This window comes from Staphylococcus shinii, from assembly GCF_017583065.1.
Taxonomy (GTDB): Bacteria; Bacillota; Bacilli; order Staphylococcales; family Staphylococcaceae; genus Staphylococcus; species Staphylococcus shinii.
Genome location: NZ_JAGEVL010000005.1, coordinates 217,273 through 240,022, shown reverse-complemented (window position 1 = coordinate 240,022; position 22,750 = coordinate 217,273). Strand labels below are relative to the sequence as shown.

Sequence of the window (22,750 nt, the reverse complement as noted above, 5' to 3'; positions counted from 1 at the left end):
CTCATCAACTTTTATTATTAAGAAATATTTTAAAGCTCTATCTATAGCGACTAACACCTCATCGTTATTTTAGAAGAAGCGTTTTACTGCTGTTGAAATAGGTGGTAATTCATCAAAGTCTAATTTTTTATCTTCAGTAATAGATCTAAATGCCCATTTACCATAATTAATTGCCTCTTCATTCACAATTTTACCTGGTAATGGTGCTGCATTTTCATCTACATAAACATTAACTATCGTTGGTCTATTTTCAGCCATAGCCGCTTCAACGACTTCATCAATTCTATTTGGATCTTTAAGTGTATAACCTACGCCGCCACAACTTTCAGCAAATTTTTCTAAGTCAATATCAGTGAAGTTAATGGCATATTCTAATTCACCAGCAGCTTGTTGTTCATATTTAATAAATGAAAGTTGTTCATTATTTAATACAAACAATGTCATTGGTAAGTCATACTGCACTGCAGTTGCAAAGTCTTGCATGACCATATCAAACGCGCCATCACCAATAATACCAACTACTTGGCGGTTTGGATATTCACGTTTTGCAGCTATTGCAGTAGGTAACGCACAGCCCATTGTACCTAACCAGCTGGAAATAATAAATTTATTATTAACTGTTAAATTTAAATAGCGTGTAGACCATACTGTTGCTGTACCGACGTCTATAGAGAAAATGGCATCGTCTGTTCTAACTTTATTTATAGCATCCATTAAGCGTTCAGGTCTAATAGGTTTACTGTCATTAGCCATATCTTCAGCCATCCAAGAATCCCATGTCGCTTTTCTTTCTAATGTTTTATTTAAGAAATCACGATCTGTAACATGCTTGGCCATATCAGTTAATTGTAGTAATGCTAGTTTGCTATCGCCAAGAATACCCACATTAACATCAAAACGATGTCCAATGTTTTTTGGATTTGTATCAATTTGTATTGCTTTAATATTTTTCTTTGGTAAATAATCTACATAAGGATAATTAGTACCTACCATAATTAATAAATCTGCATCTTGCATCGTTTGATAAGCCGTTTTAGTACCAATTTTACCCAGATTCCCTATGTTGTAAGGATGTGCATCTGGAAGAACTGTTTTTGCTGGTAACGTTACAATCGTTGGTATCTTAAATGCTTCTATAAATTCACGGACTTCATCTTTTGCATGTTGTGCACCAGTACCTAGTAATACTACTGGTTTTTTACTTTTGTTAATAAGTTTAGCCGCTTTCTTTATAGTATTTGGTTTGGGTGCTACACGAGCTGGTGGCGCAGTATCTACTTTTTGATTAGTAGTGTCTTTAACTTTGCGCGTCAATAAGTTGTTTGGCAAAATTAATACAGATACACCTTTTTTCTCGTAAGCTGTACGTATTGCTTCGTTTACAATTCCAAAAATATCTTTGTCATTTTCAGTTACTTGATGTTTATATACTGCTACATCATCAACCATTTTATTAACGTCTGTTTCTTGGAAAGCTTTTGTTCCTAAAGCAGTACTGTCTGTTTGACCTGCTAAAATTAATTGTGGCACATTATCCATTTTTGCATCGTACATACCATTTAATAAATGGATAACTCCAGGACCGCCGATACTTAATGCGACACCGATTTTACCAGTTAATTTTGTATAACCCGCAGCAGCTAAACTTGCAACTTCTTCGTGACGAACATGAACAAATTCAATATTATTTCTTTCCGTTCTTAAACTATCGACCACTGCATCAATAGAATCACCAGGAATACCATATAAGTGATCAATATCCCATGCTTGTAATGCTTTTACTAATGCTTCATTTGCTTTAATTTTTGCCATTATCAAAATAGCTCCTTTCAAAATTCAAATTGATTTCCCATAATTTTTAATTAACTTCGCAATCTATCATTACTAAACAGTATATATTTAGTATAAGAAAAGGATTAAAATAGGTAAGATGATTGAACTGAGAACCGCTGTTAGTATCATTCCAATAGAGCTAAATGCGCCAGATTCTAAGTCTATTTCTAATGCTTGGGCCGTGCCAAAAGCATGTGAAGCATTCCCATAAGTCAACCCTTTCGCAATCGAGGTTTGAAACCTACCTAATCTCAATAAATAAGAACCTAAAATACTACCAATCAACCCAGTAGTTACTATAAACATAACTGTAATAGTATCGACGCCTCCAAGTTGATTTGACACTTCTATGCCTACCGCAGCAGTCATTGACCTTGGTAACATTGTCACAATCACTTCTTTTGAGTATCCTAAAATTTTTAACACACTATATACAAATATGAAATTTAACATCACTGCTGTCAGTACACTACTAAAAATAATACTTGCATTTTGTAGTATTTTATGGCGGTTTTGATAAAGTGGAAATGCTAAACAAACAACAGTGCAATTCAATAAATAATGAATCCATTTTCCACCAGTCATATAATCTTGATAATCTTCTTTAAATAATAGAAGTACAATAATAATTCCTATCGATGATATTAAAGCCGGATTTAAAAATGGTGTCTTATATTTTACCTGTAATTTCTTGGCACCTATAAACATAGCTAGTGTTAAAACAATCATTAAAAAGCCTTTTAAAAATATCATCTAATTTTGTCCATTCCCGTATCGCGCAGTTTTAACCATTTTCTCAGCTATAAAACCGGAAATTAACGCGACACAACACGTTCCTAAAATAATCATTGAAAAGAATAGGATGAAATTTAAATTAATGTCAGATACAACGTCCATAACACCAACTACTGATGGGACGAAGAAAAATACCATCGTTGTCAGGAAAAAGTTAGAGCCTTCATTCACCCATTTTGACGGAATTATTTTAAATTGTAATAAGAGGAAAAATACAAGTAATCCTACAATGCTACCTGCAATTGGTATATGCAAAACAGTCTGAATTACATTGCCTATATATGTGATTCCCATAATTAATAACACTTGCAGTAAAACTTTTGATACCTTCTTTGATATTTGCAATATTCATCATCCTTTATTGCATTATTGTCTTAATACTTTATTGATTACATCTCTTAGTATAAGGCCTCTAATTATATAATAAAAATATTGATTTTTAATATTACTTATTACTTTTATGAATGGAAGCGATTTATCCAATTATATTTATTTATGATTATGTCATATGAATTAATTTCTAACAGTTACTGGCAACATGGTTAGTAGACCTTAAATTTGCTTCCTTGGTTAAATCTTTTTAAATAAAAAAGAGTGGAACAACGAAAACACGCTGTACTTAAATGTTTTCGTCGTCCACTTCTTTTAAAATGATGGGGTGCTTAATATATTTTATAATGAAGATTTTGTTACTAGTGCAGTCCGTTACAAGTCATACTTTATAAACGTTCTTTCATAAACTCAATCCATTTTCTCGTTGCATGACTAAGATATTTATCCCGTTTCCAAATAACACCTAACTCCCAACGCATACCTGGGTCATCAATTGTAATATTTTTAAAGTTGCCATCTAATAAATTCACAATATTTTCCGGTAATATGCTTACGCCTAAGTGGGCACTTAATAAATTCTCAATAAAATTCCACTGTGAAATTTTAGATATTGTTTTAGGCACATAACCAGCATTTTTTGCTGCTTCAATAATTTTATCATTTAAATAAAAGTCTTCATTAAATAAGATAAAGTCTTCATCTTTTAACATAGCCATATTAATCTGTTCACGATTCGCTAACCTATGCTCTTTATTCACTACTAATTTTAAGTCTTCTTGGTAAAGTGGTATAGAGTGAAAAATATCTTGGTCTACGGGTATCGTCGTGATGCCAATATCAATTTCATCATTGATCAATTGTGTCTCAATCATTTTGCCACCTTTCTCAACAAGATTGTAGGTCACATTTGGGTATTGCTGGTGAAACTCTCCTAGTATATGTATAAATTTATTCATGTTCATTACTGCTGATAACCCAATACTTATATGGCCTGTTTCTAATCCTAATAAGCTATTAATTTCTTTTGGTAGATCTTTATATAACGTCAATATTTCCTTACATTTCTTGTAAAATACTTTTCCTGCATCTGTTAAAACGAGTTGCCGCTTACTACGATCAAAAAAAGTCATATTAAGTTCTTTTTCTAAGTCTTTTATCGCTTTACTAATCGTAGGCTGAGCTATATATAATGATTTTGAAGCGTTAGTCATTCCTTTTTGATCTACGACTTCGACAAAATATTTCATATGTTTAATATCCATATGTTCACACCTCTATTTGAAACATAGTTAATACTGTACAGTATACGTAGAATTTCTAATAATTCAATCATATATTTTATATAGTCCTTCACAAACTTTTAGTATAAAAATCAGAGCGGAACATCTAAGATGCCCCACTCATTCGTATATATTACAGATATTACTCTATTATATTTATGCTAAATTTGTATCGTTTGATTTTGATTCTTCTGTTTGTTCACTATCCGATTCATCTAAACCAATAATTTTAAAACCGATATAACCAAATATAATCGAAATGATTGGTACAGTATAATTTAAAATAGCAAACGGTGCATATTCTATCACTGAAACACCTAAAGTTGATGCAATAAACACACCACACGTATTCCAAGGAACAAACACAGACGTTAATGTTCCGCCATCTTCTAGTGCTCTAGATAAATTTTTCGGATGAAGCTTTTTATCTTTAAATGTATTTATGTACATACGTGAGGGTACAATAATTGATATATATTGCTCTGAACAAGTAAGATTCGTCCCAATACACGATACAATTACTGATGCAATCAATGATCCTGTAGATTTGGCCACTTTTAAAATAACTGCGATTAATGCTGTGAGCATACCAGAATATTCGAGGACGCCCCCAAAAGTCATTGCTACAAGTGTCAGTGATATTGTGTAGAACATTGATTCTAATCCACCTCGATTGAACAATTCATCTACAAGTTTGTTACCTGAATCAATTGTATAACCCGTTTGTAGTGCTGTAAGTGCTTCTGTAATAGTACCATCTTGCAAAAATATCTGGGCAAAGAATCCTAATATAATACCTACGCAAATTGCTGGTATTGCAGGAACTTTTACTACAACGAGTGCGATTACAATGATTGGTATAAGTAATAACCATGGTGTGATTAAAAAATTATCTTGCATCGTAGCAAGGATGTCTTTAATATTATTTGCATCAAAATTCCTTCCACCAAAGCGTTGTCCTATAAAGAAAAAAGCAATTAATGAAATAACTAATGCTGGAATCGTCGTATAAAACATATGCTTTATATGTTCAAACAAGTTAACACCAGTTAATCCAGAAGCTAAGTTCGTAGTGTCTGATAGAGGACTCATCTTGTCACCAAAATAAGATCCACAAATTACTGCACCAGCAACCATACCAGGTGAAATACCCATACTAATGCCAATACCCATCGATGCAACCCCCACAGTCGCCATCGTAGACCAACTACTACCTATAGCTAAAGCTACAATGCCACATAAGATAATAACAACTGCTAAAAAATATCTTGGGTCTATTAGTTGTAACCCATAGTAAATCATCGTGGCTACTACACCGCTGCCTATCCATGATCCAATTACTAATCCTACAAGTATGATGATTACGATTGCTGGTAAAGCATGACGAATCCCCTTATACATCATTTCTTCAACTTCACTAAATTCGTAACCGTGTAACATTGTAATTAGTATCGCTACAGCTGTTCCAATTAATAAAGGAATATGTGGTTCCTTTTCAAGGACTGCAACTGTAAAAAGCATTGCTGTAATCATCGTCACTAACGTAACAATTGCCGAAACAAAACCTAACGGCCTTTTGACTTTGTTCTTACTACTATTGTCTTTAGCGTTTCTACTAAAAATAATAGCCACCTCCTTTGTTAGTTAAATCATACTCAAGTTGAGAAATACTTTCAATACTTCCTTTATCATTTAAATTTCTATTTAATTTTAATTTTTATAATCAATAAATAATATTTACTATAATTCAAAAATAACCGATACACTTTCACTTTAAGTATTTGTTGAGTTAAATTACAATTGTATGGCATATATTTCAAATACGTTAAATTTGCTTGTAATAATGATTGAGTTCATTGTATTTTTCACTTTAGCTACTTATGATAAATATATAATTTTAAAAATGTCTGGAGTAATGTATGAATATTAAAAGATTTTTAACGACCATATTTATTGCCACTACGATACTTGTAACTGGGATAACAACCTTCCAAACGACATATGAAAATCAAACCGCTAATGCAGCAGTTAATTATTACAGTAAAAATCAATGTACATGGTATGTATTTAATAAAAGAGCGAGCGTGGGTAAACCTGTGCCAAATAGTTGGGGCAACGCTAAAAATTGGTATTACAAAGCAAAAAATAGTGGTTATCGTGTAGGTAGAGTACCGGCAAAACGAGCAATAATGCAATCAACTATAGGCACATATGGGCATGTTGCTTATGTAGAAACTGTTTATAAAAATGGCAGTATTAAAGTATCCGAATATAATTACAATCGTCCTCTAGCTTATGGCACAAGAATATTAAGTAAATCAGCAGCTGCCAAATATAATTATATCTATTAATAACTTTATTCCACTCGATAATTTATAAAGTATTTAAGTATTTCTTTCGAGAAAAAAACGTTGATTTGCAACGAAAACTGCAAATCAACGTTTTTTATTTTATTGGAATTGGTAGCTATGGTGTCCTTTAGCGAATCCTTTCACTGTATAAATCCAAGAACCACCATCATTTTCAATATCATTTGAACAAATAATCAATTGATCTGTTCCTGGAATAAATGCAGGGTGCGTTGATCTCAACATATGGCCGGAGTCTCGACCAGGAATCAAAACTTGACCAATTGGGTAACCTCTCTTATTAAATACCAGAACTCTTCCTTGACCATACATTGCGACATATAAATTATCATCACTATCTATACAACACGAATCAGGACCTTCATGCCCTGTGAAATGATAAGGTATAGACGCTCCAAATGGTGCGATAGTCACGCCGTCTTCTAATAAATCAATACGATGTAATCGGTTCGCATTCGTTTCTGTTACCCACAGTGTTTTTTCATCAGTACTAAGTGCTACACCATTGGCAACTGCTAAGTTTTGTAGAACAGGTGTAATAGATTGAAAGTCTGGTGAAACATAGTAAACACCGCCTTTAGGATTTGTAGAATAACCTCTAAAATCCGTAAAATAAAACCCACCTTTACTATCAAATACTAAATCGTCCACACAATATTCTGTTTCAATATCTGATACAATTTCTTGAATCTTATTGCCATTTGCATCAACAGCATAAATGCCACCTGAACTATCGAAATCTCCTAAATAACACACAAACAATCGTCCGTCTTTATGTATTTTAACGGCTGCTGGATTTTCTTTATGTGAATTTAATATTCGAGTAATTTTTTTATCAGGCAGGGCTACATGAAAAATAGTTCCCCCAAAAACTTCGCAAAGGATCAAGTCTCCATTTCTATCAAAGCAGAGTCCTTCGAGTTGTAATCCCTTATCAGAAATTTCTAACCATGGTTCTGCCGTAATGGTTTGTATCCCTTGTTCATGAGCAAGGATAGGCACCTCACTTTTAGCGTTTCCCGTATATAATAATGAAGGCACTTTATTATTGTCCATTAATCATTTCCCCTTTCTTTAATTTCTTCATATTTTAATTATATGGTATACAAAGTTTCAAATAAATCAATTACTTTAAAATTCACTATCTAATTTACTTATATGCAAAAAGCCCCTAAATGCATTAGAAAATCATTTAGGGGTTAGTTTATATTATTGTTTTTTGAATCTTAATTCTTCTAACAACTGTTGTGCAACGGCTGTATTTGCACGATCTTGTGTTTTTAAGCGTTCTGCTACTTGAGCAATTTCTTCACCTTGCGCACCTACTACAATTGCTAAAGATTTATATTGTAAACTCATATGACCTTGTTGAATACCTTCAGAAACCAATGCTCGACATGCCGCAAAATTTTGTGCTAATCCCACGGCAGCTACAACATGACCTAATTCTTGCGCAGAATCAGCCTTCATTAATTCTAAAGACGCTTTTGCGATTGGCAATACTTTAGTGCCACCACCTACAGTAGCCAATGTCATAGGCACTTCAATTGTACCTACAAGCACTTGTTTTTCTTCATTATAATGCCACGTAGCTAGGCCACGATATTGACCATCTTTACTTGCATATGCATGTGCTGTGGCTTCAGCCCCACGAGTATCATTACCTGTCGCCAACACGACAGCGTGAATACCATTCATCACACCTTTATTATGTGTGGCTGCACGGTGAATATCAACTTGAGCCAATACAGATGCACGCTCCATTCTTTTGGCTACATCTTGACCATCACGACCACCTTTTGACAATGCATCAACTGTAATCTCTCCTTGTACTTTAACGACAGATGCAGTTGCATGATTAGATAAAATGCTCATCAATATATCAACATGTTCTAATTCATTTTTTAAATAAGCTGTTATACCTTCTAAGATGGTATTTAACATATTTGCACCCATTGCATCTTTAGTATCTACGTAGACTTTTAATGACAATAAGCCTTCCTCAGGGAATGTATCTATTTCAATTTTACGAAAACCACCGCCACGCTCAATTATTGAAGGATACACTTCATCCGCAATACGTTTCATTTGTGGTTCAAGTTGTTGAAGACGGTGTTCTAAAACTGCAGTATCTAACACACCATCAAATACAATTTGCCCAATCATTAAACGCTCACTAGAAACAACTTTAAAGCCTCCAGTTTGATTTACAAGCTTTGCGCCATAACTTGCTGCTGCAACTACTGAAGGTTCTTCGACCATCATTGGCACAACATATGATTTATCGTCTACTTTGATTTCAGGTAATAAACCTACAGGTAATGTGCCTTGTCCAATGACGTTTTCTATAAGACTATTCGCAATCTCTTCTGAAATTAAAGGGTTATTGAGTAACACATTTTTATTTTCTTCAGATAACCATCCTTTAATTACTAATTCCTCTAACTTTTCTGTTCTGGACAAATGACGAAATGTCTTACCTAATGGTTCCATTAGTTATTCTCCTTTTCAATTTGAATTGCAATTCCTAAACCGCCACCGATACAAGCAGTTGCTATGCCTGATTGTTTCTCTTCTTGAGCTAAAATATTAACTAAAGTTGTAACTAAGCGCGTACCACTGGCACCAATAGGATGGCCTAACGCAATCGCACCGCCATATAGATTCAACTTATCTTCAGATATACCTAAATTATCTCTCACAGGAATACTTTGCGATGCGAAAGCTTCTGTCATTTCTACTACATCAAAGTCATCAATGACTTTATCTGTCTTATCTAATAATCTTGTCACTGCATGATATGGTGCATAACCCATATACTCAGGATCACAACCAATTTCGGCATGCTCTCCTACTATAGCTAAAATTTCATAGCCTTCTTGCTTCGCATATTCAGCATCCATTAAAATGATAGTTGATGCACCATCGTTAATACTAGACGCATTACCACCTGTTACTGTGCCATCTTCTTTAAATATTGTTTTTAATGTACTTAATTTCTCAACGCTACTATTTCCGCGAATACCTTCATCCGTAGTCATCATTTCCCCATTTATATCTTCTAACGGAACGATTTCATTATTAAATTTACCTGCTTCTGTTGCTTGTTGTGCTTTTTGTTGAGATTCGTTAGCAAAATAGTCCTGTGCTTCACGTGATACGTTGTACTTTTCAGCAATTTTTTCGGCTGTAATGCCCATAGGTACGTTTAAAAATGCGTCAGTAAGACCATCGTGCATAAAACTATCTACAGGGGATTCATCTTCATTAAGCACTAACTTAGGTGCGTTTGTCATGCTTTCTACGCCACCTACAGCTACTACTTTAGCTTCACCTAATTGGATTAATTGCTTTCCTAAAATAATAGACTTCAAACCAGAGCCACATACTTCATTGATTGTCATAGCTGGAGCTGTATTTGGCACACCAGAATGAATTGCTATTTGACGAGCAGGATTTTGACCACTGCCGCTTTGTAATACATTACCATAGATAACTTGTTCCACTTTCTGTGGATCTATATGTATTGTCTTCATCGCAGCTTCTAATGTCTTTGTTCCAAGCTCAACTGCTGAGTAATTGCTTAATTTCCCTCTGAATCTTCCTATTGGTGTACGTTTTGCACTTACAATTGCTACTTTATTCATAATTAGTCTCCTTTATAACTCTTTTCAAATAATTGTATTTTATGCGTTTGATTTGGTATGATACAGTTGCTTATTTATATATAGAAAGGTGTCGATACGCTTTATGACAGTTGGTATTGATCAAATTAATTTTTATGTTCCAAGATTTTATGTAGATATGGCTAAACTTGCCGAATCACGTCAAGTGGATCCAAACAAGTTTTTATTAGGCATTGGCCAAACTGAGATGTCAGTAAGTCCGATGAGTCAGGATATTGTGTCGATGGGTGCTAATGCTGCAAAAGCCATCGTTACAGAAGAAGATAAAAAACAAATCAGTATGGTTATTGTTGCAACTGAATCTGCGATAGATTCAGCAAAAGCTTCAGCAGTGCAAATACATAATTTGTTAGGTATTCAACCTTTTGCACGTTGTATTGAAATGAAAGAAGCTTGCTATGCTGCAACACCAGCTATCCAATTAGCTAAAGACTATTTAGCGCAACGCCCAGATGAAAAAGTGCTGGTCATTGCAAGTGATACTGCACGTTATGGTTTGAATTCTGGTGGCGAACCTACACAAGGTGCAGGCGCAGTCGCTATGATGATATCACAAAACCCACGTATTCTTGAACTAAATGACGACGCAGTTGCTTTCACTGAAGACGTATATGATTTTTGGCGTCCAAGCGGCCAACCTTATCCACTTGTAGATGGGGCGTTATCAAAAGATGCGTATATTCGTTCATTCCAAGAAAGTTGGCAAGAATATGCACGTCGTTACAATAAATCACTAGCTGATTTCAGTTCTTTATGCTTCCATGTACCATTTACTAAAATGGGCAAAAAAGCACTTGATTCAATTTTAACAGATGACGTAGATGAAGAAACTAAAACGCGTCTAACTTCTGGTTATGATGCAGCTACTTATTATAATCGTTATGTAGGTAACATCTATACAGGTTCTCTATACTTGAGCTTAATCTCATTATTAGAAACACATGATTTAGCTGCAAATGATACAATTGGTTTATTCAGTTATGGTTCTGGGTCTGTTGGCGAATTCTTTAGTGGTAAAGTTGTTGAAGGTTACCAAGATGCACTTGATATCCAAGGACATAAAGATTTACTAAACAACCGTACAGAAATTTCAGTTGAAACATATGAAACTTTCTTCAACCGTTTTGATAATTTAGAATTTGATCACGAAACTGAGCTAGAAAATGAAGAAAATGCAATTTTCTATCTTGAAAGCATTAACGATCATATCCGTAATTATAATACCTTAAATTAAGTTTTAAATCACTTATTCTTATCTCTTTATAATTTAATGTGAGGCTGGGGCAAAATTTTATTTGTCCTAGCCTTAATCATTTGTTATATCTGTATAAAATAAATACATAGATAATCATAGTGTCGAATTCAACTTTTATTAAAGTAAGGTACATTATGTTGCTCTTAAACTGATATCATTCAAAGTATTAAAAGTGAATCTGCTTTTACATTCACAGGTGGTATAGTAATGGAGTCGCCTATCTCTCATGCGTCAATTTGACGTAGAGAAGGCGTATAAAGTGATGATTATTTTCATTCACATCATAGCGCCAGTCATCAGTGGCTGTGCTTTTGCATATTTTACTTATTGGCTAAATAAATGCAATAAAAATAGGCGACATTAAGCCACACCAACAAAAATCCCCTCACTACTCGCAATAGTGAGGGGATTGGTGTATAAGTGAATACTTATTTTCGTTACACGTATTATAGCATCATAGTGGGTAGGGATGCAAAATAAGAAGAATTTTGAAATATAATAAAGAGAAATGCCGATGTATACTAATTTTCATAAAATTTTCAAAATGCTAAAAAAACAGAGAACTAATCAGGGCAGAACATAGTTATAATAATTTATTTAATAAAGTTACGAACAATATTTAAACACTGGCAAAAGAGAAACCATTACAATTAACAAACAATTGAATTCAGCAATGAATATCAAATCATATACCAATAGTACGTGGGACATTTTTCGAATTATTCACAAAAACAGATATATATATACTATGGTAATGATGCATTTAGCGTAATGTGCTGAAATAGCTTCGCTTATAACTTAAGAGAGATAAGTATATAAACCTATATTTTTATAAGAAACTTTTGATTTCTTTCAAAAATAAATTGGCTAAATTAAATTCCCATTCTTTCTTTTTTGTTAAAGCAAAAGAATAAAACACAGGTAAATCACTACATGTTTCAATGATTTTCAAATTATTTTCTCTTATTTCCTCTCTAACAGTTTTTAAGGGTAAGACACTGAACCCCATATTATCTAAAATGAAAGTTTTTATAGTGTTTATGCTCCATAACTCTGTTTTTTTCTCTATTTTTAGATTATTTACATCTACAAATTCTTCAAACATCTTACGATAAGTACTATCTTTTTCATTAATAACAAAATGGTTATATCGCTTATTATTTAATAGCTCTTCGAGTGAATTAGGAGCATCTTTATGCGCTACCACGACTATTTCTTCAGGACTTAGTATATGTTTATTTATATATTTATTTTGTATTTCTTTGTTAATAACAAAAGCTATATCTACTTCTCCATTCATTAATAAAGTTTGATTATAATTACAAGAGTTGTTATATAAATCAATATCAGTATCTGGGTACTTTTCTAAAAAGTGCTTTATAGCATCACTTAAACCAGTTGTAACTAAAGATTCAGGAGCAGCAATTTTTAGTTTTTTATTATTATTTTCATTTTTAGAAACGTTCAATATTTGATCATGTGTAGAAATATAGTCATTTACTAAAGGCATAATTTGAAGTAAAAATTTTGTTTGAATCAGTTGCTTATTTGAGTGTAAAAATAATTCGTTCTTTAATTCTATTTCCAATTGGCGAATTTGTTGTGAGATGTTGGACTGTGTATAATTTAATAATTTTGCTGTTTTTGTGTAACTCCCTGTATCTATGAGTGCTTTTAAAATTTTCAATTGCTTAATATTCATTACATCACCTATTAATATTATTAATGTATTAACAATAACATTAATTTTACTTATAGACATTATCACATTAAAATTTTAATGAGGTGATTAATATGACAGGATTTTTGATTTATGTTTTTGTAACTTCAATTACTCCCGGGCCGAGTAACCTATTTATTTTAAATTCTTCTAAAGAATATGGATTATCTGGGGCAAAGAAATTTATATGTGGCGTATTAGCAGGTTTTTTATTTTTAGCCATAATTTCTATAATTTTTTTATTTACACTAGAAGAATTAATTATGAAAATCGAAATGTTTTTAAAGATTTTCGGTTTTTTATACTTGATATATTTAGCATGTAAAACATACGCTTCCACTAAAACCAGTATAAATAATGAAACATATTTATCATTCAAATCAGGGTTTTTACTTCAAATTTTAAATATGAAATCTTTACTATTTTTCGTTACTTTATTAGGAGCTTTTATATTACCAATCTCTAATATGAAAATAACAGTATACATATACATGGCTATAACAGTTATTATAGGTTGGGCTTGTTTACTAATTTGGGGCATTTTAGGGAATTATCTAAAAGAATTTCTTAATAGACACAATTATATATTTAAAGTAATTATGTCATTGTTGCTTTTGTATTCAGCTTTAAACATATTTTTATAAAGAAGATAATAATAACACGGTATAACTTTATTAGGTAAATTAAAAACAACTTACAATACTACATGTAAGTTGTTTTCTATTATATCTATCTATGCATATTAAAAAAGTGTCTAACCATTGGATTAGTTTAAAACGCCCCAATGATTAAAACACCTAATTATTTTTATAATTTATTTCTTATCATTTTCTTCTACTTGTTTTTTATAAAATTCAAATTGCTTTTCGTTTGGTTTTAATGACAAACCTAGTTGTTTTCTTTCCTCGTTACCATCTTTATATAATGAAATCATCATTAATATCACAACAAAACTAAACGGTAACGCGGAGATGATTGCTGCTGATTGCAAAGCATCTAATCCCGTATCTCCACCAGCAAGTAATAATACATAAGCAATCGCAGCTAATGCTAACCCCCATATAATTTTGACGAAACCTGAAGGATTTAATGTACCATAAGCTGTTTGCATTCCTAATACAAATGTTGCTGAATCCGCTGAAGTAATAAAGAATGAAGAAATCAATGCCAATGCTATAATTGATAATATAAAGCCAAATGGTAGTTCATTAAATATACCAAATAGTTGCGTCTCAGGGGGCATTTTGAAAATTTCACTATGTGTTTGCCCTATATCTATACCTGTAGCACCAAAAGCACTAAACCATATAATACTAATCACTACAGGTACACCTAATACTGCGATAACAAATTCACGTATACTACGTCCTTTTGAAATCCTAGCTATGAAAATACCTACAAATGGACTCCAGCTCATCCACCATCCCCAATAGTAGATTGTCCAACTTTGTAGCCATTCAGCTTTTTGTTCATTCAGCGGCGCTACATCTAAACTATTAAAGATTAATGTATTTAAATAGTCCCCAGTACCACTTGTCATCATATTAACAATTAACATCGTAGGGCCCACTATAAAAATAACGACCAATAATAAACCTGCTAAAATCATATTTAAATTACTTAAATATTGAATCCCTTTACTCAAACCACTCCAAGCACTATATAAAAATAAGACGGTAACCACTGCAATAATTATGCCTTGAATAAGCGCGTTGTTAGGAACACCAAATAAGTAATTCAAACCACCGTTAATTTGAATGGCACCGACACCAAGTGATACTGCCACACCAATAATTGTTGCAAATACACTTAATACATCTACTATGACACCAACTGGACCGTCTACTCTATCACCTAGTACAGGTCTTAATGTTCTAGAAATCAAGCCATTTTCACCTTTACGGAATTGCGAGTACGCTAATCCTAATGCCACTACACCATATACAGCCCATGGATGAAATCCATAATCAAGGAATGCTGATTTAAATGCTTCTGACATTGCTGCTTTCGTTTCTGCATCAGCAGTAGGTGGGGCTAAATAGTGTGATATAGGTTCCGAAGACCCATAGAATACAAGCCCAATCCCCATACCTGCACTAAATAACATTGCTAACCACGATACCGTATGAAACTCTGGTTTATCAGACGGCTTGCCTAATTTTAACTTTCCAATTGGACTGAATACTAAAAATACGCAAAAACCTAAAATCACTGTGTAAAGTAACATGTAATACCAGCCAAATGTTTTTGTTACCCATGTCGATATGTAGCCTGTTATTTCTCCAAATTGCGCTGGGAAAATTGCACCAATTAGTACTAATAAACCCACAATTGTTGCCGAAAAAATAAATACACTCGAAAATTGCTTTTTGCCATCCCCCAAAACTTGCACCACCTAAATAATTTATTTTCATGTTGTATAGAATAACATACTGAAGATAGTTATCAACTTTCCATAAAATTTAGTATATTAATTAATACATATTTTACTTTTCGGAAATGCAAAAAAACAGTACTAAACTCAAGGTTTGGTACTGTTTTTAGGTCTGTAAAACTGGGTCATATCTAATTTTTCTAATTTTAATAATTCAATTTTAGTGTCAATGCCACCACCATAACCTGTTAAACTACCATCTTTACCCACGACTCTATGACATGGGATGATAATAGAAATTGGATTACTTCCAACAGCTCCCCCTACAGCTTGCGAAGACATTTTCGCTTTACCTCTTTCTAGCGCAACTTTCCGAGCAATGTCACTATAAGTTACCGTTTTTCCATACGGTATTTCTAACAGTATTTTCCAAACTGTTTCTCTAAAGGAAGTCCCTCTAGCCTTCAAAGGAAAATCTATTTCCGGTTTATTTCCTGAGAAATAGCTATCTAACCAACGTATTGCTTGTTCAAATACTGGTTGCTCTTGCTCAATTAACTTATCATCGTAATGTGCTTCAATGTCTTGATTTTTTGGTAACCATAAACCTGTAATACTTTCTCCGTCAGAGGTTAAGGTAATGCGTCCAATCGGTGATTGATAAGTTGTTTTATAATAAATAATATCCCTCTTTTCCACCCTTTTAATTTTCTATAATCATAAAACTTTATTTGTTTGATGTAAATACTTTGGGGTATGTACAATTCATATACACATTAACTCTAGGAGGTACTATGTGAGTCACTTCAAACAACAAAACAAAAGTATAGATCTAAATTTTCATAAAAACCCACGATCCGAGCGTATTACATTAATTTATAAAGCGCTCTACCAATTAAATGATATTATCTTAGGTTTAGTATTTTTATGTGGCAGCTTTTTATTTTTCAGCAGTTCGACCGTAACAACTGGTACTATTTTATTTGTTATCGGAAGTATTCAAATGACTATTAGACCTTTGATTGCATTTACCCACGATTTACATTTAGCTTTCAAGCATAAATTAAGATAAAGAGGAGCGGAGAAACCAAGTCTTTGACTTTCTACTCCACTCCTCTTAATTATAAATATCTTAATCTAAAAACTCTTTACCATGTTAATTATTAAAATACTGATATGTAGGATTTTCGTCCATACTAATTAATATATTAGTTTGTTTTCAATCTAGTTTTAATCTTTCTAGTTGGAATAATTAGCGCACTCGCTAACACGCCACAAATAACTAAACATGTGCCTACGATAAAACCTATGCTTCCTGCTGTTTCTACGCTACGCCCGCTTTGTATTATACCTGTAAAAATAGATGTCATAATTGCGATGCCAAATGCACCACCTAGTGTAGATCCCATTTTAAAAATACCTGATGCGACGCCTACTTTTTCAGCTGGTGTAGTAGATACTGCCGTACTTAAAGCTGGCGTTGCAAACAGGCCAGTTCCTCCACCAAAACATACAGCTCCAATTAACGCTACAATTATATATAAAGGTTTATCAAAGAAAGTAAAACTAAACAGTAATATACCCAGAGCTGTAAATATCGGACCAATAACCATCGCACGTTTTGCTCCAAAACGCTTAATACTTTTTTCACCTAATCGAACGACAAGTAATAATGTAATTAAATAAGGTAAAGTGAGCATACCAGCTTGAAAGGCACTCAACTTCAATCCACCTTGGGCATACATGTTAAACAATGCAATAACACCTACACCAGTATTCAATAAAAAGTTAGCTAATACTGCACCAATATATGGTCTGTTTTTAAACAATTCTAAATCAATAAAAGGTGTGCGTTTAGACTTTTCGAATTTATAAAATACAAAAATACAAATAAAAAATAGTACACTTAATATTAAGGTAGGCGAACTTAACCACCCGATTTTATAGCCTTGTGTAATAACAAAACTAATACTTGCAATCATAATAACAAATATAGTAAGCCCTATATAATCAAATTGATTAGACGCTGATTTAACTAATTTACTTTCGGGTAAATTGTTCAACAAGAATAACGCCAAAAGAGATAAAATAATAGATAATACAAAAATCGATTGCCATGATATAAATGTTGCCATTGCACCTGCAAAAAAAGAAGATAAACCAGTACCGCCAAATGCGCCAATCGACCAATAACTTAACGCTTTTTGTCTTTCATCACCTTCAAAAAATTCATTTACTATTGAAATTGTGGCCGGCATTATAATAGCGGCTGAAAGTCCTTGCACCACTCTCCCCATAAGTAACAAAACAACGTTTCCAGAAATAATCAACATAAGCGAACCTATAATACTAAGTATCAATGCGATTCTAGTCATTTTCACCTTACCAAGTTTATCTGAAAAATTACCAGCTACAACCATAAATACACCAGTAACAAATGATGTTAAGCTAATTGAAATATTAACTATATCTGGACTAGTGCTAAATGTTGATTGTATCTTTGGTCCTATATTTAAAAAAGACTGCGCAAACAGCCAATAAGTTAATATAGATAATACAATGGCAGTCAATAATTTACTTCCCGAAAAATTTTTAGTGTTTTCTGTCATAAAAGCATCCCCTATATTCAAATATAAATTCAATTAATATTTATAAAAATTCAAAACATCATACAATACTTTTTCAGTGTTTCATTACACTATTAGTAGACGTTCATCTTTTTTATAAATACTTACACTATGAATGTTATCATTTTTCTAACTTAAAAGTATCGAATTCACATTAATTTAAAGAATTTTCAGATAATATAGGTGAAAAACTTTTTCATTTAGTCAAAATAATTTCTTAATTGCGTGTTTAAAGTATTTTTTAAAGTAATTTTTACGGTGTATACCTTTTCTATTGGTTACAAAGTGAAACACCGATTGTTCAGAGATTAAAAGTTCATTTAAAATATCAACGCCTTGTTCTGTTTGCGAGACCATATTTCTATTTAAATGTTTATTTTGCTTCCCTTCTAATTCACCTACATACCAGTACACATGGCATGGCTGTTTAAGAATTTCATTATTTTTCATAAACTTTAGAAAACCAGGGTACCATATTGATGGTGATATCAATATAAAGGTACCAAAAACGTCTTGCTCTGTTAATAATGCATACAACGATACTAGGCCACCAAATGATGCGCCTGCGATAGCTATATCCTTATATTCTTCAGAAATGCTAAAGCACTTTTTTAAATATGGTAATAATTCACTGGCTATCCAAGTTAAATAATTGTCTGCCTTACCACTATACTCAATATCATTTACATTGGCATACCAAGGTGTGTAGTCTTGCTTTCTGTCTTTAGGAACAATTCCAGCAAATATTACTTCTTTTTCTATATTTTTAAATAAATAGTCGCCATCTTGTACTATAACTAGTGGATAAGACTTCCCTTCAGTCTTAAAATAGTTTTTAGGCAACTTTATTTTTATCTCATGTTGCTGAAAATGAAAACTTAATGTGCTTAAATTCATTTCAAACCACCTCACTTTAAGCATTAAAATCGACAATAATCTATTCTAATTTATAAGAAGTTATATAGTTCAATCTCATTATCCTTTGCGTATTCCATAGCAAGTAGTTCTAGTATGTTAATCATCGCTGGGTTCTCTTTTACTTTAATATATTGAAATTTTAAATTATAAGTTTCTGCTTTAATATTTTGTTGTTCTGTTTCATCTAGATTTTGTTGCGCGCTAAATGCCTTTCTAAATTTCGTTGTGCCTGCATCAGATTTCAAATTAAATTGGCCTAATTTATCGTTCAAATCTTTTTGTGTCAACTTGTATCCCGTCATAAATCCACCAGCTTGCCCAACAAATATAGGCTTCTTATTATTAAATATTACAAAAATGCCTTTTTCATTTTCAACTTTACTTCTACTTTCTTTATCAAATGTTAAAGCTTTTGATTTATCATATTTAAAAAGTTTTTTTAATGGTTTTTTATAACTATCTAGTAATTCGCTTATCTTTTTATCGCCATTCATCATAATCATCCTTCATCTTTTTATTGTCCTTATATATATACACTTAATAGTTAACTTATAAACTTTTATGACAATGTTAGCGGCATGTATTTAAAGGACAGTTTAGTCATCATTATAACAACATAATTTAAGACACCTTTACGTTATAAAGTATACGCTCGTCACTTTATAATAAGGTGTCTTAATTATTAGTTTATTTTAGATAATTTAATACAGTAATACCTACCGCTTCTGCAGAAACACGCATTGCTTTTTCACTAATTGTGAATTTAGGATGATGGTGTGGGTGAATCTCACCATTTTCAGGTGCTGCACCTGCATATATGAACGTACTTGGTAGCACTTTAGCGTAATATGCGAAATCTTCAGACGGTGGTTGTGGTTCACATCTTTCTACTTTTTTAATTGCGTCTGTTTCTGCATTTTCAATTGAATCTACAACAAAACGCGTGAATGCTTGATCATTGTATAGGGCAGGGTAATCGTCATGATATTCTAACTCACAAGTTACACCAAACATAGATTCTAAGCCATCAGATAAGCGTGTAACTTCGTTTTTAATGGTACGTTTTGTATCATCTGTAAGTGCTCGAACATCTCCTTCAATAACGATACTGTCTTTGATGACATTAAATTGGCCCTTACCATCAAATGAACCAATCGTTACGACCCCTGTTTCAAATGGATTTAGTCTTCTTGATACAATTGTTTGAGCAGCATTCACAAAATACGCACCAGCAACAATAGCATCATTTGCTGTATGTGGCGATGAACCATGACCACCTTGTCCTTTTACTGTAAGTTTAAAGAAGTCTCTGCCAGTTTGCACGTTACCTTCACGATAAAAAATCGTTCCAGTAGGCATATGACTCATAACATGAACACCTAACACATGATCTACACCATCTAACACGCCATCTTTAATCATTGCTTGTGCCCCACCTGGTGGTACTTCTTCCGCAGGTTGATGAATAACTACTACTTTGCCATTGAATTTTTCTTTTAATTCTATTAATGTTTCTGCAAGGATTAACATGTAAGCGGTATGAGCATCGTGGCCACATGCATGCATTACACCTTTATTCTTTGAAGCAAATGATAATCCAGTGTCTTCTTGAATTGGCAACGCATCAAAATCGGCACGTATAGCGATTGTCTTACCTGGTTTCCCACTATCAATTGTCACTTTTAACCCATTAGGTCCTATGTTGGTTTCTACATCACAATCTTTGTTTTTATAAAACTCTTCGATATATTTTGGAGTTTGCTCTTCATGAAACGATAACTCAGGATACTGATGTAGAAATCGACGAATTTCAATCATTCGTTCTTCTTTATCTTTCAATAAATCTATTAATTCTTTCACCATAATAGTTCCCCCTATAACATGATAATTACATTATACACTTTTTCTTTTCAAAATATTTGCCAACCCTATTGAAATTTATTTTCTAACCCGTTTTGTCTTTGGTACCATAATCATAATAATAAATAATGATAACAAAGCCATAATAACGTTTAGCCATAAGCCTGCTAACGCACCAATTTGTACATTAGTCAAATTAGCTACAATACCATATAATGCTCCTGATAAAGCAATACCGAACGCGCCACCTAATGATGATGCCATTTTGTATATACCCGAAGCTACACCAACTTTATCTTCTGGTGAATTAGAAATAGCCATATCCGTTGAAGGCGTAGCATAAAATCCTAACCCTAAACCATATAGTAAATAGCCAAAAATACAGACAACTACATAAATCATACTCGGTAAAAAAGTTAGTGAAATTAAAATAATACCAATCATATTAAAAGAAGTTCCTAAGACCATTGGTTTTTTTGCGCCCACTTTTTGTAATACTTTTTCTCCAACACGTATCATCAATAATACGGTTACTAAATATGTTATTGATAGTAAACCTGTTTGAAACGCACTAAATCCTAACCCTTGTTGTACAAACGTATTAGCAACTAGTAAAGCACCCGCCACACCGTTCAATAAGAAATTAGATAGTGTTGCACCTGTGTATGCCTTATTGTTAAATAGCTTAAAGTCAATTAATGGATTGCCTATTTTATTTTCAACTTTCAAAAAAATTATCGTTGACAGTATAAAAGCGATACTAAGCCCTAAAATTATTGGTGAGAATAATCCCAACGTACCACTTTGCGTAATGACAATATTAATACTTAACATCATAATTACAAATAAAATTAAACCGGTATAATCAAAGTGTTTATTATTAGTTACTGGTGATTTCGTTTCAGGCGTTCCTTTGATTAAATACATTGATAATAAAGCAATAAGTATGGATAAAATAAAAATCCAACGCCAACCAATAAATGTTGAGACCATTCCACCAAACAATGATGCTAAACCTGAACCTCCCCACGAACCGATTGACCAATAACTCAATGCACGTTGTCTATCTTTACCGTCAAAGTAGGCTTTCATAATTGCTAATGTCGAAGGCATGATAGCAGCTGCTGAGAGTCCTTGTATAACTCTACCTACAATTAATAATATTGGTAAGTTACTAACTATGATTAATAATGATCCTATAATACTTAACCATAAACCAATATAAGTTATCTTTACACGACCTACTTTATCAGCTAGGCTGCCAGCCCCAACAACAAACATACCAGAAAATAACGCCGTAATGCTCACTGCTATACTGATTGTTCCGATATTACTATGAAATGATTGTTGCAACGTAGGTACAACATTTAATAAAGATTGTGCAAATAACCAAAAAGTTACAACACCTAACACGATTCCTAAAATTAGTTTATTGTCACCTTTATATGTTTGCGCATTTCCCTTTTGAGTCATTTTATGTTCCTCCTATTTTTAAATTTACAAATGACAAACAGGGAAGATAAGCTCAATTGTGAGATGTTTACAAAACATCTTCTATCAATGATACTTGCTATCCTCTCTCAAAAAAGATTTTAGCGCTCTCGTTTTTTTCTTAATATAGGATATTTGCTATTCTTATATTCTTTTTATAATAACTTTGTGTTTCTTTTTAATAATGACAAAAATCGAACACTCTTTTT

General features: G+C 32.8%; 21 protein-coding genes. 5 read left to right on the top strand and 16 right to left on the bottom strand.

Annotated elements, in window-relative coordinates; translation table 11 throughout:
* Window positions 1–69: 69 nt before the first annotated feature.
* From J5E45_RS07630 to nhaC, 5 genes are all read right to left on the bottom strand, one after another.
* On the bottom strand, window positions 70–1,812 hold the full coding sequence (locus J5E45_RS07630; protein WP_039069289.1) for a pyruvate oxidase: 1,743 nt from the start codon (window positions 1,810–1,812) through the stop codon (window positions 70–72).
* 87 nt (window positions 1,813–1,899) lie between these two features.
* Window positions 1,900–2,586: an LrgB family protein gene (locus J5E45_RS07625; protein WP_039069290.1), complete on the bottom strand. Its 687-nt coding sequence runs from the start codon at window positions 2,584–2,586 to the stop codon at window positions 1,900–1,902.
* Window positions 2,587–2,973, bottom strand: a complete 387-nt coding sequence (locus J5E45_RS07620; protein ID WP_039069291.1) for a CidA/LrgA family protein — start codon at window positions 2,971–2,973, stop codon at window positions 2,587–2,589.
* 374 nt (window positions 2,974–3,347) lie between these two features.
* On the bottom strand, window positions 3,348–4,223 hold the full coding sequence (cidR, locus tag J5E45_RS07615; protein WP_039069292.1) for a cidABC operon transcriptional activator CidR: 876 nt from the start codon (window positions 4,221–4,223) through the stop codon (window positions 3,348–3,350).
* 174 nt (window positions 4,224–4,397) lie between these two features.
* Window positions 4,398–5,873 (bottom strand): Na+/H+ antiporter NhaC, encoded by a 1,476-nt coding sequence (gene nhaC / locus J5E45_RS07610; RefSeq protein ID WP_081325022.1) that lies wholly within the window; start codon window positions 5,871–5,873, stop codon window positions 4,398–4,400.
* A gap of 287 nt (window positions 5,874–6,160) precedes the next feature.
* On the opposite strand from nhaC, the gene J5E45_RS07605 reads away from it, so the two are divergent.
* On the top strand, window positions 6,161–6,592 hold the full coding sequence (locus J5E45_RS07605; RefSeq protein ID WP_039069294.1) for a CHAP domain-containing protein: 432 nt from the start codon (window positions 6,161–6,163) through the stop codon (window positions 6,590–6,592).
* A 99-nt stretch (window positions 6,593–6,691) separates the two neighbouring features.
* Here J5E45_RS07605 and J5E45_RS07600 read toward each other — a convergent pair whose 3' ends face one another.
* The 3 genes from J5E45_RS07600 to J5E45_RS07590 form a co-directional block, all read right to left on the bottom strand.
* Entirely contained in the window at window positions 6,692–7,666 is a 975-nt protein-coding gene (locus tag J5E45_RS07600) for an SMP-30/gluconolactonase/LRE family protein (RefSeq protein WP_069793137.1), read from the bottom strand.
* Between the two features lie 153 nt (window positions 7,667–7,819).
* Window positions 7,820–9,103, bottom strand: a complete 1,284-nt coding sequence (locus tag J5E45_RS07595; RefSeq protein WP_069793138.1) for a hydroxymethylglutaryl-CoA reductase, degradative — start codon at window positions 9,101–9,103, stop codon at window positions 7,820–7,822.
* Window positions 9,103–10,257: a thiolase family protein gene (locus J5E45_RS07590; protein WP_069793139.1), complete on the bottom strand. Its 1,155-nt coding sequence runs from the start codon at window positions 10,255–10,257 to the stop codon at window positions 9,103–9,105. Before J5E45_RS07590 ends, J5E45_RS07595 begins: the two co-directional genes overlap by 1 nt.
* Before the next feature lie 103 nt (window positions 10,258–10,360).
* Between J5E45_RS07590 and J5E45_RS07585 the strand changes: the two genes are divergently transcribed.
* A complete protein-coding gene (locus tag J5E45_RS07585) occupies window positions 10,361–11,530 on the top strand; it encodes a hydroxymethylglutaryl-CoA synthase (RefSeq protein WP_039069299.1) in 1,170 nt (389 codons plus the stop codon).
* Between the two features lie 283 nt (window positions 11,531–11,813).
* Window positions 11,814–11,915, top strand: coding sequence for a type I toxin-antitoxin system Fst family toxin (locus J5E45_RS07580; protein ID WP_237282846.1), 102 nt, complete (start codon window positions 11,814–11,816; stop codon window positions 11,913–11,915).
* 465 nt (window positions 11,916–12,380) lie between these two features.
* Here the strand turns inward: J5E45_RS07580 and J5E45_RS07575 are convergent, their stop codons facing one another.
* Window positions 12,381–13,253 (bottom strand): LysR family transcriptional regulator, encoded by an 873-nt coding sequence (locus J5E45_RS07575; RefSeq protein WP_069793140.1) that lies wholly within the window; start codon window positions 13,251–13,253, stop codon window positions 12,381–12,383.
* Between the two features lie 92 nt (window positions 13,254–13,345).
* Between J5E45_RS07575 and J5E45_RS07570 the strand changes: the two genes are divergently transcribed.
* Window positions 13,346–13,915 carry a LysE family translocator gene (locus tag J5E45_RS07570; protein WP_081325023.1) on the top strand — a complete coding sequence of 190 codons (570 nt, stop codon included), beginning with the start codon at window positions 13,346–13,348 and terminating at the stop codon, window positions 13,913–13,915.
* Window positions 13,916–14,085: 170 nt separating this feature from the next.
* On the opposite strand, the gene J5E45_RS07565 is transcribed toward J5E45_RS07570, so the two are convergent.
* Window positions 14,086–15,654 (bottom strand): BCCT family transporter, encoded by a 1,569-nt coding sequence (locus tag J5E45_RS07565; RefSeq protein WP_069793141.1) that lies wholly within the window; start codon window positions 15,652–15,654, stop codon window positions 14,086–14,088.
* A 138-nt stretch (window positions 15,655–15,792) separates the two neighbouring features.
* Window positions 15,793–16,326 carry a methylated-DNA--[protein]-cysteine S-methyltransferase gene (locus J5E45_RS07560; RefSeq protein ID WP_208182045.1) on the bottom strand — a complete coding sequence of 178 codons (534 nt, stop codon included), beginning with the start codon at window positions 16,324–16,326 and terminating at the stop codon, window positions 15,793–15,795.
* A gap of 115 nt (window positions 16,327–16,441) precedes the next feature.
* On the opposite strand from J5E45_RS07560, the gene J5E45_RS07555 reads away from it, so the two are divergent.
* Window positions 16,442–16,717, top strand: a complete 276-nt coding sequence (locus J5E45_RS07555; protein ID WP_039069307.1) for a YrhK family protein — start codon at window positions 16,442–16,444, stop codon at window positions 16,715–16,717.
* Between the two features lie 136 nt (window positions 16,718–16,853).
* Here J5E45_RS07555 and J5E45_RS07550 read toward each other — a convergent pair whose 3' ends face one another.
* From J5E45_RS07550 to J5E45_RS07530, 5 genes are all read right to left on the bottom strand, one after another.
* Window positions 16,854–18,254: an MFS transporter gene (locus J5E45_RS07550; protein WP_039069308.1), complete on the bottom strand. Its 1,401-nt coding sequence runs from the start codon at window positions 18,252–18,254 to the stop codon at window positions 16,854–16,856.
* Between the two features lie 222 nt (window positions 18,255–18,476).
* Window positions 18,477–19,169, bottom strand: coding sequence for an alpha/beta hydrolase (locus J5E45_RS07545; protein ID WP_069793142.1), 693 nt, complete (start codon window positions 19,167–19,169; stop codon window positions 18,477–18,479).
* Window positions 19,170–19,219: 50 nt separating this feature from the next.
* Window positions 19,220–19,684, bottom strand: coding sequence for a hypothetical protein (locus J5E45_RS07540; RefSeq protein WP_039069310.1), 465 nt, complete (start codon window positions 19,682–19,684; stop codon window positions 19,220–19,222).
* 193 nt (window positions 19,685–19,877) lie between these two features.
* The gene (locus J5E45_RS07535) at window positions 19,878–21,053 is read right to left on the bottom strand and encodes a M20 family metallopeptidase (RefSeq protein WP_039069311.1); all 1,176 of its coding nucleotides are present in this window, start codon (window positions 21,051–21,053) and stop codon (window positions 19,878–19,880) included.
* A 75-nt stretch (window positions 21,054–21,128) separates the two neighbouring features.
* On the bottom strand, window positions 21,129–22,523 hold the full coding sequence (locus J5E45_RS07530) for an MFS transporter (protein WP_107548928.1): 1,395 nt from the start codon (window positions 22,521–22,523) through the stop codon (window positions 21,129–21,131).
* Between the last annotated feature and the right edge of the window lie 227 nt (window positions 22,524–22,750).

Excerpts from the sequence above, each read along its gene's own strand:
- J5E45_RS07630 (WP_039069289.1), bottom strand. The coding sequence starts at position 1,812 with ATGGCAAAAATTAAAGCAAATGAAGCATTAGTAAAAGCATTACAAGCA.
- J5E45_RS07625 (WP_039069290.1), bottom strand. The coding sequence starts at position 2,586 with ATGATATTTTTAAAAGGCTTTTTAATGATTGTTTTAACACTAGCTATG.
- cidR (WP_039069292.1), bottom strand. The coding sequence starts at position 4,223 with ATGGATATTAAACATATGAAATATTTTGTCGAAGTCGTAGATCAAAAA.
- J5E45_RS07605 (WP_039069294.1), top strand. The coding sequence starts at position 6,161 with ATGAATATTAAAAGATTTTTAACGACCATATTTATTGCCACTACGATA.
- J5E45_RS07600 (WP_069793137.1), bottom strand. The coding sequence starts at position 7,666 with ATGGACAATAATAAAGTGCCTTCATTATTATATACGGGAAACGCTAAA.
- J5E45_RS07595 (WP_069793138.1), bottom strand. The coding sequence starts at position 9,103 with ATGGAACCATTAGGTAAGACATTTCGTCATTTGTCCAGAACAGAAAAG.
- J5E45_RS07590 (WP_069793139.1), bottom strand. The coding sequence starts at position 10,257 with ATGAATAAAGTAGCAATTGTAAGTGCAAAACGTACACCAATAGGAAGA.
- J5E45_RS07585 (WP_039069299.1), top strand. The coding sequence starts at position 10,361 with ATGACAGTTGGTATTGATCAAATTAATTTTTATGTTCCAAGATTTTAT.
- J5E45_RS07580 (WP_237282846.1), top strand. The coding sequence starts at position 11,814 with ATGATTATTTTCATTCACATCATAGCGCCAGTCATCAGTGGCTGTGCT.
- J5E45_RS07575 (WP_069793140.1), bottom strand. The coding sequence starts at position 13,253 with ATGAATATTAAGCAATTGAAAATTTTAAAAGCACTCATAGATACAGGG.
- J5E45_RS07570 (WP_081325023.1), top strand. The coding sequence starts at position 13,346 with ATGACAGGATTTTTGATTTATGTTTTTGTAACTTCAATTACTCCCGGG.
- J5E45_RS07550 (WP_039069308.1), bottom strand. The coding sequence starts at position 18,254 with ATGACAGAAAACACTAAAAATTTTTCGGGAAGTAAATTATTGACTGCC.
- J5E45_RS07545 (WP_069793142.1), bottom strand. The coding sequence starts at position 19,169 with ATGAATTTAAGCACATTAAGTTTTCATTTTCAGCAACATGAGATAAAA.
- J5E45_RS07540 (WP_039069310.1), bottom strand. The coding sequence starts at position 19,684 with ATGAATGGCGATAAAAAGATAAGCGAATTACTAGATAGTTATAAAAAA.
- J5E45_RS07535 (WP_039069311.1), bottom strand. The coding sequence starts at position 21,053 with ATGGTGAAAGAATTAATAGATTTATTGAAAGATAAAGAAGAACGAATG.
- J5E45_RS07530 (WP_107548928.1), bottom strand. The coding sequence starts at position 22,523 with ATGACTCAAAAGGGAAATGCGCAAACATATAAAGGTGACAATAAACTA.